This window comes from Streptomyces sp. NPDC051976 (assembly GCF_040680795.1).
Lineage (GTDB): Bacteria > Actinomycetota > Actinomycetes > Streptomycetales > Streptomycetaceae > Actinacidiphila.
Genome location: NZ_JBFAXL010000002.1, coordinates 170,429 through 186,258, shown reverse-complemented (window position 1 = coordinate 186,258; position 15,830 = coordinate 170,429). Strand labels below are relative to the sequence as shown.

Here is a 15,830-nt window from a genome sequence, read left to right as displayed (position 1 = left end):
ACCTGTGGACAGTTCGCAGGATTTATCCACAGGCAACCGGGGCTCGCTGGTTCATCACCCCTCCGGCATGGCAGGCTCTTCTCATAGCGAGCCTGAAGTCGAGGAGTGTGAGTCCTTGCGGTCCGACGCCAACATCGCGGGACCGATGGCCGATCCGGTCCCCGGTCCCCGCACAGCAGAATCCGCCGGGGGCCCACTTTCCGTGCCCCCGGGGTTCGGAGACGGTGTTTCACGTGAAACATTGCCTCCCATGGATGACACCCCTATCGGCCGCGCGGCCCAGTTGGCAGTCGAAGCCCTCGGGCGCGCTGGTGAGGGCCTTCCCCGGCCTGCCCAGACCCGGGTGATGGTGGTCGCCAACCAGAAGGGCGGGGTCGGCAAGACCACCACCACGGTGAACCTTGCGGCCTCGCTGGCGCTGCACGGTGCCCGGGTGCTGGTGATCGACCTGGACCCGCAGGGCAACGCCTCCACGGCACTGGGAATCGACCACCACGCCGAGGTCCCCTCGATCTACGACGTCCTGGTGGAGAGCAAGCCACTGTCCGATGTCGTCCTGCCGGTCACCGATGTCGAGGGCCTCTTCTGTGCCCCCGCCACCATCGACCTGGCCGGAGCCGAGATTGAACTGGTCTCCCTGGTAGCCCGCGAGAGCCGGTTGCAGCGAGCCATCGAGGCATACGAGCAGCCGCTGGACTATGTCCTCATCGACTGCCCGCCCTCCCTGGGACTCCTCACGGTCAACGCCCTGGTGGCCGGCGCCGAAGTGGTCATCCCGATCCAGTGCGAGTATTACGCGCTGGAGGGCCTGGGCCAGCTCCTGAAGAACGTGGAACTGGTACGTGCCCACCTCAACCCGAAGCTGCATGTGTCGACGATCCTGCTGACCATGTACGACGGCCGGACCCGGCTCGCCTCTCAGGTGGCGGAAGAGGTCCGGACGCACTTCGGCAAGGAGGTGCTGCGTACCAGCATCCCGCGGTCGGTCCGCATCTCGGAGGCCCCCAGCTACGGCCAGACCGTACTGACCTACGACCCGGGCTCCAGCGGCGCACTGTCGTATCTGGAGGCCGCCCGCGAGATGGCTCTCCGGGGAATCGACGGCGCTGTCGCCGTCGAGTACGACCCGCAGGGCGAGTACAGCCAGCACGACGAGCACCACCCGCACAGCATGTCGGAGGGGATCCAGTGAGTGATCGACGCAGAGGGCTCGGCCGCGGTCTCGGCGCGCTGATCCCGGCCGCGCCGCAATCGACGGGCACATCGGGGGCCGCTCCGGTCCTCACGCCGGACCGCGGTGTCGCGGCGGCCAAGGTGGCCGGTCTGGTCGACCGCAGAGCGCCCGAATCCGCGCCCCCCGTGGTGGACATCCCTGTTTCACGTGAAACAGAGCCGGATCTCTCCGCCCAGAAGCCCGCGGTGACAAGTACGCCTGGTGCGTACTTCGCGGAGCTGGAGCTGGACGCGATCACGCCGAACCCGCGCCAGCCGCGGGAGGTCTTCGACGAGGACGCGCTCAATGAACTCATCACCTCCATCAAGGAGGTGGGTCTGCTTCAGCCGGTCGTCGTGCGGCAGATCGGGGTGGACCGATTTGAGCTGATCATGGGTGAGCGCCGCTGGCGCGCATGCCGTGAGGCGGGCCTGGAGCGGATCCCGGCGATCGTCCGGGCGACCGACGACGAGAAGCTCCTCCTGGACGCCCTCCTGGAGAACCTGCACCGGGCGCAGCTCAACCCGCTGGAGGAGGCCGCGGCCTACGACCAGTTGCTGCGGGACTTCGCCTGCACCCACGAGCAGCTCGCGGACCGGATCGGGCGCTCGCGCTCGCAGGTCTCCAACACCCTGCGGCTGCTGAAGCTGCCGGCTCCCGTGCAGCGCCGGGTCGCCGCCGGGGTGATCTCCTTCGGGCACGCCCGCGCCCTGTTGTCCCTCGATGACGCCGAGGAGCAGGACCGGTTGGCTCATCGCATCGTGGCCGAGGGGCTCTCGGTGCGCGCGGTCGAAGAGATCGTGACGCTGATGAACAACGAGCCGAAGGCCACCCGGAAGGCGGCGGCCCCGCGGGCCGGCCGTCGGGTGTCCCCGGCGCTGACTCATCTTGCCTCGCGGCTGTCCGACCGCTTCGACACCCGGGTGAAGGTCGACCTGGGCCAGAAGCGCGGAAAGATCGTCGTGGAGTTCGCGTCGATAGAGGATCTGGAGCGCATCCTCGGCGCGATGGCACCGGGCGAGGGCAAGGTTCTGGAGAGCAAGCTCGACGACGAGCCGGAAGACGACGACGTCGAGTGACGCGGGCGCACCCCGGCGTTCGCGCCGGGGTGTCCGTGGGCAACGTGGTTCGCGACAGAGATGGGGTTCAGGCCACATGGGGCGTCGGCTCGCACCACTCACGCTGGACAACCTTCCGGATCTGCCCAAGCCCTGCCGCAGTTGCGTCTTCTGGGAGCTGGACCCGGTGAGCGGGGAGGCCGCCGTCCAGGCGGGCAAGCCCGAGCTGGAGAAGGAAGCGTGGATCTCCGCGGTCCTGCTGGAGTGGGGCTCGTGCGGACGGATCGTCTACGTCGACGAGGTGCCCGCAGGGTTTGTCCTCTACGCCCCGGCCGCGTATGTTCCGCGCTCGATGGCTTTCCCCACCAGCCCTGTGTCCGCTGACGCCGTCCAGCTCATGACGGCCCGGGTGCTGCCCGGCTACCAGGGGCAGGGCATCGGGCGGGTGCTGGTGCAGACCGTGGCCAAGGACGTGGTGCGCAGGGGCTTCAAGGCGATCGAGGCGTTCGGCGACGCGAAGTGGTCCGCCCCCGGGTGCGTACTGCCCGCGGAGCATCTGCTCGCGGTCGGCTTCAAGACGGTCCGCCCGCACCCGCGGTATCCGCGGCTGCGGCTGGAACTGCGCTCGACGATCTCCTGGAAGGAAGACGTCGAGATGGCGATCGACCGGCTGCTCGGCGCGGTCCAGAAGGAGCCCGCGCTGCGACCGCTCTAGCGGGCGACGCTACGGAGACCTCAGGGAGAAAACGCATGGGCCCGCCCCCGGTGAGGGGGCGGGCCCATGCGATGTTCCACGTGGAACTGGATCAGCTGGATCAGCCGATGAAGTCCGAGAGGTCACGGACGATGGCGGCCTTCGGCTTGGCACCGACGATCGTCTTCACGACCTCGCCGCCCTTGTAGACGTTGAGGGTCGGGATGGACATCACGCCGTACTTGGCAGCGGTGACCGGGTTCTCGTCGATGTTGAGCTTGACGATGGTGATCTCGTCGGCGTGCTCCGCCGCGATGGCCTCCAGGGAGGGGGCGATCTGACGGCACGGGCCGCACCACTCCGCCCAGAAGTCGACCAGGACGGGCTTGTCGCTGGCGAGGACCTCCTCGGCGAAGGTCGCGTCGGTCACGTGCTTGGTGTTGCCGGCCACGGCAGTCTCCTCAGGTGTTGAAAGGTGCGGGGGTGAGGGTGGAAGCGGATCAGGCGGTCTTCTCGGCGTCCGCCAGCGCCGCCAGGTAGCGCTCGGCGTCCAGGGCGGCGGAACAGCCGGTGCCTGCCGCGGTGATCGCCTGGCGGTAGGTGTGGTCCACGACGTCGCCGGCGGCGAAGACACCGGGGATGTTCGTCAGGGTGCTCGGCGACTGGACGGTGAGGTAGCCCTCGGCGTCCAGGTCGAGCACGCCCTTGAACAGCTCGGTCCGCGGGTCGTGGCCGATCGCGATGAACAGCCCGGTGACGGGCAGCTCCGAGGTCTCGCCGGTCTTGACGTTCCGCAGGGTGAGGCTGGAGAGCTTGCCGTCGCCGTGGATCTCGGCGACCTCGCTGTCCCAGATGAACGAGATCTTCGGGTCGGCGAAGGCCCGCTCCTGCATCGCCTTGGAGGCCCGCAGGCTGTCGCGGCGGTGCACGATCTTCACGGACTTGGCGAACCGGGAGAGGAAGGTCGCCTCCTCCATGGCGGTGTCGCCGCCGCCGATCACGGCGATGTCGTGATCGCGGAAGAAGAAGCCGTCACAGGTGGCACACCAGGAGACGCCGCGTCCGGAGAGCTGGTCCTCGTTGGGGAGGTTCAGCTTCCGGTGCTGCGAGCCGGTGGTGACGATGACCGCCTTCGCGCGGTGCACGGTGCCGGAGGAGTCGGTGACCGTCTTGATGTCGCCGCTGAGGTCGACCGCTACCACGTCGTCCGGGACCAGCTCGGCGCCGAAGCGCTCGGCCTGGGCGCGCATGTTGTCCATGAGGTCCGGGCCGATGATGCCGTCGCGGAAGCCGGGGAAGTTCTCGACCTCGGTGGTGTTCATGAGCGCGCCGCCCGCGGTGACCGAGCCCTCGAAGACCAGCGGGCTGAGCGACGCACGCGCCGTGTAGAGCGCCGCGGTGTAGCCCGCGGGCCCCGAGCCGATGATGATCACGTTACGGACGTCGCTCACGGGTGTCTTCCTCGTCTCTGCGAACTGCTGTGGGGGCCCTTCCGGGACTCTCGTCCTGCCTAACGGATCCTACGGGTCGGGCATTCCCCGCGGCAGCACGCCGCCCGCCCGCGCCGGGGCGCAAGGGCGCCCGGGGGCGGCTCAGGGGCGCTCAGCGGGGCGTGGGAAGACTAACGGGGGTAGGTGGCCTGGAAGAGGACGGTACCGGGACGGGAAGCCGTACAGGAGGCGCTGACGACGTATGCGTCGACGCTGGAGCTGTCCTGGGGGTGGGGCAGCACCAGGAGGTAGGCGTCCTTGCCCTGGAAGGTCTCCCGCTCGGCTGCCAGTGGCGCCGTGGGTCGCTGTGTGGCCTTGAGCACACAGGGCGGTACGGGCGTGGGAGCGCGGTTCGGGGCGAGGTCGGTGTGGTTGCCGCCCTGCGTCGTGTACTCCGGACCGCCGACCAGCGGAGTGTTGGCGGCGCTCGACATCTTTCCGGCGAGAAGCTGCCGTACCTGCTGCTCCACCGCGTCGGAGCCGCCCGCGACGGACTTGCGCACACTGCTGTCGCTGACGCTGGAGCCGCCGCCGCTCGAGACCGTCTGGTAGATGACACCGCCCAGCAGCAGCACGCCTGCCGCGGAAGCCGCGGCCAGCACGCCCCGGCCCCAGCGGCGGCGGTCGCGCGGACGCTTCCCCGGGCGACCCGGACCCGTGGACGCCGGGGAGTGCCCGACGGGAGCGGCGGATGTTTCACGTGGAACATGCGGCGTCGGTGTTCCACGTGGAACACCGGGCGTGACGGTGTCGAGGTGGGCTTCGGCGGCGAGGGCCGCGTCGATCCGCCCGGCGACATCGGCGGGCATCCGTACCGGACCCGGCAGCGTGCCGAGGAGCCCGCGGATCTCCTCCAGTGAGTCGCGGACATCGGTGCACAGCGCGCAGCCCGCGATGTGGTCGCGGACGGCGGTGGCGCGCTCCGGAGGGAGGAGGCCCTCGGTCAGGTCGGAAATGTCGGTGACCTCGGGATGCGAGTCCGCTCCCGTCGACGATGTCACTGCCGGCCACCTCCGTCCTTTTCCGATTCCGTCTCTGTGACGGATGTCCCCTCCGCCCGGTTCCTTCCCCCGCCTCGATCGGGGCTATCCCCGCCCCGGGCGCGCAGATGGGTGAGGAGTGGCAGCAGTCTGGCGCGGCCCCGAGCGCACCGGCTCTTGATCGTGCCCGCCGGTACGTCCAGCACTTCCGCGGCCTCGGCGACCGGGTAGCCCTGCATGTCGACGAGGACGAGTGCGGCGCGCTGTTCGGGCGGCAGGGTGGAGAGTGCGGCGACGAGTTCGCGCTGGAGCTCGTCGCGCTCCGCCGGGCCCTCCGCCGACTCATGGGGTTCGAGGAGGTTCTCGAAGTTCTCCTCGTCGGGTATCGACGCGGTGCGACGGGAGGCGGCTTTGCGGGCCCGGTCGAGGCAGGCGTTCACGGTGATCCGGTGCAGCCAGGTGGTGACGGCCGACTGCCCGCGGAAGGTGTGGGCGGCCCGGAAGGCCGACACCAGTGCGTCCTGCACGGCGTCAGCGGCTTCCTCACGGTCTCCCAGGGTGCGCAGGGCGACCGCCCAGAGCCGGTCGCGATGTCGGCGTACCAGTTCGCCGAAGGCATCCGGGTCACCCGCGACATGGCGTGCGAGGAGGTCGGCGTCACTCACGTCGCCGAGCGGGTTTCCCTCCAAGGCGCCGTCCCCCGTCCGCTGTGGATGTCCGCCGCGGGCAGTTCTCTGTTCAGCCCGTGACGCTGATCTCGGAGATCTTGCCACGGAAGTTGTTCTCTGGGGTCTGCGGGAGCTTGACCAACCACACCACCAGGTAGCGCGTGGTCAGATTCCCGCTGGGCGACAGCAGCTCCTTCGCCCCGGATCCGGACGCCACCTTGCTGAAGCCGTCCAGCGAGGTGGGCATCGACGTGGCCCCCGGGGGCGCGGCGAGCAGCTGCGCGCCGGTACCGTCCCCTACGAAGTCGACCTTCACCGAGCTGACGTGCTGGGCGCTGCCGAGGTCGAGAATGACACCGACGCCGGGCTTGAGGCCGCCGAAGTCGGACCGGGTGTACCAGCTCGTCTGCCAGTACGTCGCGGGGTTGTTGTCGTACGCCTTCGGGACGTCGCCCGGGTTCTCCGAGTGGTCGTCGCCCATCGGGTCGAAGTCCTTGGCGCCGACGATCTTGATCGGCTTGGGCGCCGGATGCGTCGGGTCCTGGCCTGCCTTCTGGCCGCTGGGCGGGTTGCCCGTGGACCGGTCCTCGCGGGACTTGAGCGCGTCCGCGAGCTGCCAGCTCCCCAGGCCGATGGCGACGACCAGCAGGCTCGCCACGGCCCACTTGAGGGCCTTCCCGGCGCGGCCCGGCAGCGTGGGGGGCGCGGTGGGGGCGGTGGCCGGCGGACGGTTGATGGCGCCAGGCGGCGCGGGAGGCTGGCGGAAGGAGGCCGCCGGGTAGACCGGTGCGGCGTGCTCGGGCGGCCGGATCCGTGGGATGGCCGCCACGACCTTCGCCAGCTCCTCAGGAGTGGTGCAGGGCGGCTCCTGGCGGGACGCGGTCGCGCCGTCGTTGTCGAGGGCCCGCATGGCGATCTCCGACAGGCCGCGGTGGACGCCCGCGCGCACCTGGTCGGGTGCGACGGGGCCGACGCCCTTGGGTAGCCCGGTGAGGCCGTGCGCGTCCTCCTCGTACGGCCAGCGCTGGGTCAGCGCGGCGTACAGCAGCGAGCCGATCGCCTCGGTGTCCTGCCGCTGCGGGCGGTCCGACCTCAGGCCGCGCAGCGCGGCGGCGACGGCCAGGCCGCGAATCCGGTACTGCCCGGAGACGGTGCGCAGCACGGCGCCCGGGTCGAGGCGCAGATGTGCCAGGCCCTCGCGGTGGGCGGCGGCCATGCCCTGGGAGACCTGGCTGACCATCTGGTACGCCTCATGCGGCTCCAGCGGACCTGCGGCGAGCAGATCGGCCAGCGAGGTGGCGTCGGGCAGCCATTCGTGGATGACGTAGACGAGGTCGTCCTCCTCGACGGCGTCGAGGACCTGGACGAAGCGGGGGTCGCCGAGCAGTGCCGCGGAGCGGGCGGCGGCGAGCACCTGGCGGGCGCGTGCGTGGTCGGCGGGCAGGACGTGGATGCCGACGGCGCGGCGCAGCTTCTCGTCGACCGCGCGCCAGCTGCTGAAGCCGTCGATCCGCGTGACGCACTCCGCGAGTTGGTAGCGGCGGGCGAGTTTGTGACCGCTGTGCAGCTCCGGCGGGGTGGCGCGGGCGGGCTTGGCGGGCGCGGACTTCTTCGCGGTGTCGGCGCTCTTCCGCCCGCCGTTCCTGGCGGCGCTCGCGGCGGGGACCTCCGCCTCGGCAGGCGGGGCCTCGGCGAGCACGACCTCGGGCTTGGCTTCCTCGGCCTTGGTGTCGTCGTGCTCGGCTTCCGCTGCCTTGCCGTCCGCTTCCTTCTCGTCGTCCGCGGACGTGGTGTCCAGGCTCTTCGTTTCCGCGACCTGGTCCGTGTCGGTGAGCGTCTCGTCCACGGGCTTCAGCGGCTCGGTGACGGCGTCGGACGAGTCCTCGGTGGCTTCGGTGTCGTCGGGCTTCTCAGCGGCGTCGACCGCGGCTTCGGCGAGCACGACCGTCTCTGCGGTCTCGGCGGTGGCGATGGTGGTGGCCTGTTTCTCGTCCGGCGCGACCGGCGCCTCTTGGGTGGCGGTGTCGCTGGTCTGGTCGTCCGTCGTTCCGTCGGATGTGGCGCCGCCCAGCTCGGCTGCGAGCGACTCGTCGCCGCTCTCGTTGGCCACTCCGACGGCGGCTGTGCTCCGATCCGCCACCGTCGTTCCTGCCTCCCCGTCCTTTGCGCGATCTCACGTCGAGCCGAGGACAATTGTGCCCACAGTCCGGCTCTATGCACGACACGCGGCGGGCGGTGATGGTTGCCCCCGGTGCGTCTGGCTGTTCAGGTCAGCGGCCGAGACGCCCCCGCACCATGCCGATCATGGCGTTCATCTCCTCGATCCTCATGCGCTTGGCCGCGAAGAGGAAGAGTCCGATCAGCAGGCCGCCGCCGACCACGATCGCCGCCAGCGAGCCCGTGACCCCGCTTCCCAGGGCTCCGGCGATCTCGTAGACGGCGAACCCGGCGATCAGCGCGGCCGGTACGCACGCGCCCGTCAGCCGGGCGTAGGTGCGCACCACGCGCTTGCCGTCCAGATCCCCGTGGAGCCGGGACCGCAGACGCTTGGCGGCTACCCCGACGCCGACGGCGTATGCGAGGCCGTAGGAGAAGGCCATGCCGACCACGGCCCAGCGAGCGGGCAGCAGCAGGAAGCAGACGGCGGAGGCGGCGGCGTTGACCGCGGCCACGATGACCGTGTTGTAGAAGGGGGTGCGGGTGTCCTCGAAGGCGTAGAAGCCGCGCAGGATCACGTACTGCACCGAGAACGGGATCAGGCCGACGCCGAAGGCCATCAGGATGAAGCCGATGTTGCGGGCCGACTCGGTGCCGGTGCTGGCGTACAGCAGGCTGCACATGGGGACGCCCAGGGCCAGGAAGGCGAAGGCGGCGGGCACGATGGCGACCGCGGAGGTGCGCAGGCCGTAGGAGATGTCGTCGCGGACCGCGGGGATGTCGGCGTCCGCGGCGGCGCGGGAGATCCGCGGCAGCACGGCGGCCATCACCGAGACGGTGATGATCGCCTGCGGCATCTGCCAGATCAGCAGCGCGTTGTTGTACGCCGTGATGCCGGTGCCCTGGAAGCCGCTCTTGTCGGCGTTGGCACCGGCCCAGGTGGCGAGCTGGGTGACGACGATCAGACCGGCCTGGTTGGCCAGTACGAAGAAGAACGTCCACTTGGCGAGCTTGGCGGCCTTGCCGAGGCCGTGCCCGCGCCAGTCGAATCGCGGTCTGAACTTGAAGCCCGCGTCCCGCAGGTACGGCAGCATCGCCAGCGACTGCACGACCAGACCGAGCAGGGTGCCGATGCCGAGCAGCCGGGCGCCCTCGGGGGTGATGGTCGTGGCGTCCATGTGGGTCGTGCTGTACGGGCCGTACACCCAGATGAACATTCCGAAGGTGAAGATCACCACGACGTTGTTGAGGACCGGGGTCCACATCATCGCGCCGAACCGGCCGCGGGCGTTGAGCACCTGGCCCATCACCACGTGCACGCCCATGAAGAAGATGGTCGGCAGGCAGTAGCGGGCGAAGGTGATGGCGGCGGCGTAGCTGTTGGGGTTGTCGGCGATCTTCGCGGACATCAGCCGGATCAGCACGGGCGCGGCGAGCACGGTGACCGCGACGATGCCGCCCAGGATCACCATCACGACGGTGAGCAGCCGGTTGGCGTACGCCGAGCCGCCGTCGTCGTCGTCCTTCATCGCCCGCACGAGCTGCGGGACGAACACGGAGTTCAGGCCGCCGCCGATGGTGAGGATGTAGATCATCGTCGGCAGGGTGTTGGCGACCGCGTAGGAGTCGCCGAGCGTGGCCACACCGATCGCGGCGGCGATCACCAGGGTGCGGACGAAGCCTGTCAGGCGGGAGACGAGGGTGCCGGCGGCCATGAGCGCGCTGGACTTCAGGAGGCCGCCCGAGCGGGCCGCGGCGGTGGCCTGCTGCGGCTGCTGAGGGGCCTCCTGCGGCTCCTGGACGGGCTGCCCGGGCTGGGCGCCGTACGGATCGGCGGGAACGGGCTGCGGCGGCTGTACGGGCCCGCCGGGCTGCTGCGGGTACGGCGCCGGGTACGGCGGGTTCGCGTACGCGTAGCGCGGGTCCGCGTACCGCGGGTCCTGGTAGGCGGACTGCCCGTAGGCCGGGTCCTCGTACGCGGGCTCGGAGTAGCCGGTCTCCACGTTGTCCGGCGGCGACTGCGGGTACGCCGCGGGGTAGCCGGACTGCGGCTGCTGATACTGCGGGTACTGCTGCTGGGGTTGCTGCGGCTGCTGGTACTGCGGCGGGTACTGCTGGTAGTTCTGCTGTTGCTGGGGGTAGTGCTGCTGCGGCGGGGGCTGCTGCTGGTAGCCCTGGCCCTGCTGCTCGGCGTAACCGGGCTGCTGGTCGCGGAAGAGGTGGTCGTACGCGTCGTAGGGCGGCTGGCCCTGCGGCTGGCCCTGCGCCTGCTGGGCGCCACCGACGAGATCGTCCATGCCCACGTACTGGGTGGCCGAGTTGTCGCCGTAGGGCATCTGCGGGTACGCGGAGGGGGGCTGCTGCTCCGGGTAGCCGGGACCCGGCTGCTGACCGTACGGCTGCGGCGGGTGCGCGGCACGGTCGTACAGGGCCTCGCCCACCGGGTCCTGGGCGGTCGGGTCCTGCTGCTGGTACGGGTCGTAGGCGTAGGTGTTCTGCAGATACGGGTCAGGTGGCGTGGGACGCTGCTCGGGCGATGGAGGCATCTGGCCCGCAGAGTCGCGATCACCGTCATACGGCGCGTTCATCAGTGCCCCACCTTATTGTCCGCCTGCCTGCTATCCGTCCACCTTCTCACCCGTCGGGGACGGCTCAGTGCTTTCCGGATCGGTGTCAGCGCCCGGGTCACCCGGGTGCTCCGGATCGGAGTGATCCGGCTCGTCGCCGCCTTCCTCGTCCTCGTCGCCCTCCGCGGCCGTCAGCTTCTTCCGTTGACGGTAGATCCGTACGCCCGCGAGCACCAGCAAGAGCAGTCCGGCGCCGATGATCAGCATCACCAGGTCGGTGACCTTGTTGATGTGGACCTCGAAGTCGATGGCCTGGCCGTACACCGACCCGTTGTCGTGGTAGAGCCCGGCCTCCACCATGACCGCTCCGTTGGCGCTCGCCGAGGTCTGGAACTTCAGGGTACGGGTGTGCCCGCCGTCGATGGCGATCGGCTGCTTGGCGTTCTTGATCTCCAGCCGGATGTTGGCGTGGGAGGTGAGGCGCAGTACCAGGCCCTTGATCGGCTGGCCCAGCTCGTTCTTCACCGTGACCGGGATGGTGCCGCTGCGCCCGGACAGGGTGAGTGTCGTCTTGTCGAGGATGTGCACGGCGCCGATCAGGTCCGTGAGATAGCCACCGATGGCATCACGGAAGTCGGTCGCTGACTGCGGGTCGCCGCGCCACCCGTTGGACATCGACCGCAGCACCGCGTTGCCGAACGGCACCGTCACCCGGTCCTTGCGGGTGAGGATGACCGCGAATTCGTTGAGGCGGCGCTGTGTTTCCTGGATCTGCGGGAAAGCGTCCGTGGGCAGTTCCTGCTTACGCAGCGAGCGGGGGTACGCGCTGGTAGGCGGCACCTGGTGGTTGGCGCGCGCGTCAGGCGTCGCCTTGGCCGCCACGTCGAAGTCGACGGTCGCCGCCCAGGGGCTGCTGTCGGCCGTACTGATCGCGTCGGCCATCACCTGGGCCTGGGAGATGGTGGGCTGCCGCTGCGGGGCGACGAGCAGCGTGCGCTGCTTCTCCGGCGCCTGCATGGTGATCATCAGCGTCTGCGCGAGGAAGTTCTGCTCCGCCAGGTTGGCCGGCTGGGCGCGGAGCATGTCGCCGGTGAAGGCGGTGGAGAGCATCGCGTCGGCGACCACCGCGGTGGTGCCGCCGCCGATCGGGCGGGCGGCGGTGGGCGTGTAGTCCAGGCCGCTCTCGCCGATGCTGTCGCTACTGGCGATGATCTTGCTGGCACCGCCCTTCCGCGCGACCGCAACGATCGAGGGGTCGACGGCGCCGTCGATCGGCCAGGCAACGTTGGCGGTCGGCGGCTTGGTGCCCAGCGCGGTGCCGAGCACGGTCTGGACTGTGCTCGCACCGAGGGCGGTGGCGGTCTTGAGGTGGGCGAGGGTGCCGGAGACCCCGTGGTGGCCGATCGAGGCGAGGTCGGTGTCGCCGAACGGCAGCGCCACCACCTGGTCGCCGACGATGGCGCCCTTGAGGTCGTTCAGCCACTGGTTGGCCACCGCGGAGCCGGTGCCCGGTGTGGTGGAGTGCACATCGCCGCCGGGGCCCACCACCCGGTAGGGCTTGGTCATGGAGTCGACCGTGGCCAGCAGGTCCGGGTCGATCACCCAGGTCACCGGGAGGTTCTTCGCCAGCTCGACCATCTGCTGGAGCCGACCGCCCGGTGCCAGCTCCTTGGCCAGGTCGTCGTCGAGGAAGATCGGGCTCTGCTGGGAGTCGGTGTCTCCGCGGGCGGCGATGTGCGGCCGGTCGGTGAGCGGCCACAGATAGCTGATCTGGGTCGGCTTGGGCTTGGCCGGGGCGTCGGTGGCGTACCAGGGCAGGAAGGTCCGGTTGATGCCGAGGACATGCTCGGAGGCGTCAGCGGCCGTCTCGCCGTCCAGGGCAACGCCGAACTGGTAGACGCCCGTCGCCGTCAGGTTGAGGGCGCTGACGGGCACCTTGAGCGTGAAGGCGGCGCTGTAGCCCGCCGGGAGCTTGGCCACCTCGACGGTGTGCCCGGTGATCTCGTCGCCGTCCAGGTAGCTGATGAACCCGGAGCGGCTCGCGGCGCTCTTCATGGCGCTGCGGGTCGTCAGCGGGCCGCCGGGGCCGATCCGCACGCCGAGGTGGGCGCCGCTGATCGTTGTCTTTCCGTTGTTCGTGACGGTGCCCGACACGGTGACCGTGCTGTCGCTGGTCGGCACCCGTGGCGTGATGTCGTTGAGCGTCACGGTGGCCGTACGGGACCCGGTGCCGGTGTCGGCGCGCGAACTGGTCGCCTCGGTGGCCTGCAGCAGGCCGGTGACCATTGTGGCGCCGGTGAGCAGCGCGGCGACCCGCAGCAGCCGCCGTCGGCGGGCAGCGGGGGGTCGTCCGGGTGCCTCTGCCGCCTCGCCCACGCGTTCGCCCGTCCCTCGTCGTCGGTTGTCGATGGTTCTCGCCGGTCCGTCCATCCGATGTGCGTGCTGGCATGTTAACGATCGCCGCTGTGGCTAAGTGCTGCGGAGTGCCGCCAAGTGGTCCCTGGGCCGTGACCGGGAAAACCCGGCAGCCGACGGTCGCGCGGACCCGTACCCTTTTACGTTGTGCCGAATGCCAACAATGCCGCTCAGACCCCGCAGGCCCGTCATCGGGTCGAGCCCGTCGCCGAGGAACTCGGTCGCCGCTTCCAGGATGCCGGATTCCAGCTCGCCCTCGTGGGCGGCTCGGTCCGGGACACCCTGCTCGGCCGGCTCGGCAATGATCTGGACTTCACCACCGACGCCCGGCCCGAGCAGATCCTGAAGCTGCTGCGGCCCTGGGCGGACTCGGTGTGGGAGGTGGGTATCGCCTTCGGCACGGTCGGCGGCATGAAGGACGGCTTCCAGATCGAGGTCACCACCTACCGGTCCGAGGCGTACGACCGCACCTCGCGCAAGCCCGAGGTCTCCTACGGCGACACCATCGAGCAGGATCTGGTCCGCCGTGACTTCACTGTGAACGCGATGGCGGTCGCGCTGCCCGGTACCGACTTCGTCGACCCGTACGGCGGTCTGGACGACCTGGCGGCGAAGCTGCTGCGTACCCCGGGCACTCCGGAGTCGTCGTTCTCCGACGACCCGCTGCGGATGCTGCGCGCCGCCAGGTTCGCCGCACAGCTCGACTTCGAGGTGGCGCCGGAGGTCGTGGCGGCGATGACGGCGATGGCGGACCGGATCGAGATCGTCTCCGCCGAGCGGATCAGGGACGAGCTGAACAAGCTGCTGCTGTCCGACCACCCCCGCAAGGGACTGCGGCTGCTGGTCGACACCGGCCTGGCCGACCGGGTGCTGCCCGAGCTGTCGGCGCTCCGGCTGGAGCGGGACGAGCACTTCCGGCACAAGGACGTCTACGAGCACTCGCTGACCGTGCTGGAGCAGGCGATCGACCTGGAGACCGAAGGACCGGATCTGGTGCTGCGGCTGGCCGCGCTGCTGCACGACATCGGCAAGCCGAAGACCCGCCGCTTCGAGTCCGACGGGCGAGTGTCCTTCCATCACCACGAGATGGTCGGCGCCAAGCTGACCAAGGCGCGGATGCTGCAGCTGAAGTATCCGAACGAGATGGTGAAGGACGTCTCCCGGCTTGTGGAGCTGCATCTGCGGTTCCACGGCTACGGCAGCGGCGAGTGGACCGACTCCGCCGTCCGCCGCTATGTCCGGGACGCGGGCCCGCAGCTGGATCGGCTGCACAAGCTGACCCGGTCGGACTGCACGACCCGGAACAAGCGCAAGGCGGCCGCCCTCTCGCGGACGTACGACGGCCTGGAGGCGCGGATCGCCGAACTCCAGGAGCAGGAGGAGCTGGACTCGATCCGGCCGGACCTCGACGGCAACCAGATCATGGAGATCCTGGATGTCACACCCGGGCCCGTAGTCGGCAAGGCCTATCAGCACCTGCTCGAACTGCGGCTGGAGCACGGACCGATGAGCCACGACACGGCGGTCGCGGCGCTCAAGGAGTGGTGGGCCACGCAGGAGTGACCGTCGATGTTCCACGTGGAACATCGACGACGGCGGCACGAAGAAGGGGAGTGTTCCACGTGGAACACTCCCCTTCTGCTGATGCTCGCTGATGTTTCACGTGGAACATCAGCTCCCGGCGCGTGCGGCCAGGATCAGTGCAGCGGTGTGAGGCAGAGCGCGAAGTCGTCCCCGCGGCCCGTCTCGTCGTACTCGGCGTAGTTGTCGCCGCACGCGTCACCGTCGTGCTTGCCGCTGTGCTTCTCGGCGACCTTGTAGGCGGCGCTCGTCGAGGTGCAGTCGACCACCTTGACCGTCGGGTCGTAGTTCGAGCCGCTCTTGCTGACGCAGTCGCCGACCGAAGCGGTGCTGGCGCTGTTGTCGGTGATGATCGCCGTGGCGATCACCGCGACGGCGATCAGCGGGACGAGGACACCGAAGGCTCCGGCCCGGCCGAAGATCGGCTTGCCCGGGTCGAGCGGCGGACGGACGCCGCCGGTGGGCGGGGGCAGCTTGTTGAAGGCGCTGCGCGGCCCGAGGTTGAGCAGCACGGTGACCGGAGTGATGACGAAGGACGCGATGCCCCACCACCCCTGCCAGAGCGTCTTGGTGGTCATCTCGCGGTGGATGGCTATCCCGCAGCTACGACAGAAGGTGCCGCGCCGCTTGAGGAACTTCATCATCACCAGGAAGCCCTGGTGGCCACGGACGGTCGCCGGGACTGCCGGATAGCCGCCGCATATCGTGCAGCCCCCGCCGGCGCCCGGCTGGGCGTGCTGCTGCGGGTAGGGCTGCTGGCCCTGCCCGAAGGGGTTCTGCCCCTGCGGTGCCTGCCCTTGAGGCGCCTGCCCGTACGGGTTCTGGCCGTAAGGGTTCTGTCCCGCCGCCCCTTGCCCGTACGGGTTCTGACCGTACGGATTCTGTCCGTACGGGTTCTGGCCCGGCTGCTGGGGATACGGTTGCTGCGGCGGCTGCCCGTAGGGCGCCTGGCCAGGAGGTGGCACGGTAGCCACGAATTTCCCCCATGAAGTGACGGCCCCGGAAGC

Annotated in this window: 12 protein-coding genes; 4 read left to right on the top strand and 8 right to left on the bottom strand. The window is 69.8% G+C overall.

Annotation, left to right across the window (positions count from 1 at the left end; genetic code table 11):
• Positions 1 to 67: 67 nt before the first annotated feature.
• The 3 genes from AB0M29_RS03155 (at position 68) to AB0M29_RS03145 (ending at position 2,986) form a co-directional block, all read left to right on the top strand.
• Positions 68 to 1,192: a ParA family protein gene (locus tag AB0M29_RS03155; RefSeq protein ID WP_365378074.1), complete on the top strand. Its 1,125-nt coding sequence runs from the start codon at positions 68 to 70 to the stop codon at positions 1,190 to 1,192.
• Positions 1,189 to 2,292, top strand: coding sequence for a ParB/RepB/Spo0J family partition protein (locus AB0M29_RS03150; protein WP_365378071.1), 1,104 nt, complete (start codon positions 1,189 to 1,191; stop codon positions 2,290 to 2,292). The genes AB0M29_RS03155 and AB0M29_RS03150 overlap by 4 nt, the downstream gene beginning before the upstream one ends.
• A gap of 76 nt (positions 2,293 to 2,368) precedes the next feature.
• Positions 2,369 to 2,986 (top strand): GNAT family N-acetyltransferase, encoded by a 618-nt coding sequence (locus AB0M29_RS03145; RefSeq protein WP_365378069.1) that lies wholly within the window; start codon positions 2,369 to 2,371, stop codon positions 2,984 to 2,986.
• 100 nt (positions 2,987 to 3,086) lie between these two features.
• Here the strand turns inward: AB0M29_RS03145 and trxA are convergent, their stop codons facing one another.
• The 7 genes from trxA to AB0M29_RS03110 all read right to left on the bottom strand — a co-directional run bounded on the left by trxA (position 3,087) and on the right by AB0M29_RS03110 (position 13,203).
• Positions 3,087 to 3,416: a thioredoxin gene (gene trxA / locus AB0M29_RS03140; RefSeq protein ID WP_365378067.1), complete on the bottom strand. Its 330-nt coding sequence runs from the start codon at positions 3,414 to 3,416 to the stop codon at positions 3,087 to 3,089.
• Positions 3,417 to 3,465: 49 nt separating this feature from the next.
• On the bottom strand, positions 3,466 to 4,416 hold the full coding sequence (gene trxB / locus AB0M29_RS03135) for a thioredoxin-disulfide reductase (protein WP_365378064.1): 951 nt from the start codon (positions 4,414 to 4,416) through the stop codon (positions 3,466 to 3,468).
• 170 nt (positions 4,417 to 4,586) lie between these two features.
• Entirely contained in the window at positions 4,587 to 5,456 is an 870-nt protein-coding gene (locus AB0M29_RS03130; RefSeq protein ID WP_365378062.1) for a hypothetical protein, read from the bottom strand.
• On the bottom strand, positions 5,453 to 6,124 hold the full coding sequence (sigM, locus tag AB0M29_RS03125) for an RNA polymerase sigma factor SigM (RefSeq protein WP_365378060.1): 672 nt from the start codon (positions 6,122 to 6,124) through the stop codon (positions 5,453 to 5,455). Before sigM ends, AB0M29_RS03130 begins: the two co-directional genes overlap by 4 nt.
• Positions 6,125 to 6,173: 49 nt before the next feature.
• Entirely contained in the window at positions 6,174 to 8,243 is a 2,070-nt protein-coding gene (locus tag AB0M29_RS03120; protein ID WP_365378058.1) for a serine/threonine protein kinase, read from the bottom strand.
• Positions 8,244 to 8,373: 130 nt separating this feature from the next.
• Positions 8,374 to 10,806: a murein biosynthesis integral membrane protein MurJ gene (gene murJ / locus AB0M29_RS03115; RefSeq protein ID WP_365378055.1), complete on the bottom strand. Its 2,433-nt coding sequence runs from the start codon at positions 10,804 to 10,806 to the stop codon at positions 8,374 to 8,376.
• Between the two features lie 72 nt (positions 10,807 to 10,878).
• A complete protein-coding gene (locus AB0M29_RS03110) occupies positions 10,879 to 13,203 on the bottom strand; it encodes a DUF6049 family protein (protein ID WP_365378053.1) in 2,325 nt (774 codons plus the stop codon).
• Positions 13,204 to 13,389: 186 nt separating this feature from the next.
• Here AB0M29_RS03110 and AB0M29_RS03105 point away from each other — a divergent pair, with 186 nt between their 5' ends.
• Positions 13,390 to 14,805, top strand: a complete 1,416-nt coding sequence (locus AB0M29_RS03105; RefSeq protein ID WP_365378051.1) for a CCA tRNA nucleotidyltransferase — start codon at positions 13,390 to 13,392, stop codon at positions 14,803 to 14,805.
• Between the two features lie 134 nt (positions 14,806 to 14,939).
• Here the strand turns inward: AB0M29_RS03105 and AB0M29_RS03100 are convergent, their stop codons facing one another.
• The gene (locus AB0M29_RS03100) at positions 14,940 to 15,797 is read right to left on the bottom strand and encodes a hypothetical protein (protein WP_365378048.1); all 858 of its coding nucleotides are present in this window, start codon (positions 15,795 to 15,797) and stop codon (positions 14,940 to 14,942) included.
• Between the last annotated feature and the right edge of the window lie 33 nt (positions 15,798 to 15,830).

What these genes read in the sequence shown, in the direction of transcription:
- AB0M29_RS03145 (WP_365378069.1), top strand. Translation starts at nt 2,369, where the DNA reads ATGGGGCGTCGGCTCGCACCACTCACGCTGGACAACCTTCCGGATCTG.
- murJ (WP_365378055.1), bottom strand. Translation starts at nt 10,806, where the DNA reads ATGCCTCCATCGCCCGAGCAGCGTCCCACGCCACCTGACCCGTATCTG.
- AB0M29_RS03155 (WP_365378074.1), top strand. Translation starts at nt 68, where the DNA reads ATGGCAGGCTCTTCTCATAGCGAGCCTGAAGTCGAGGAGTGTGAGTCC.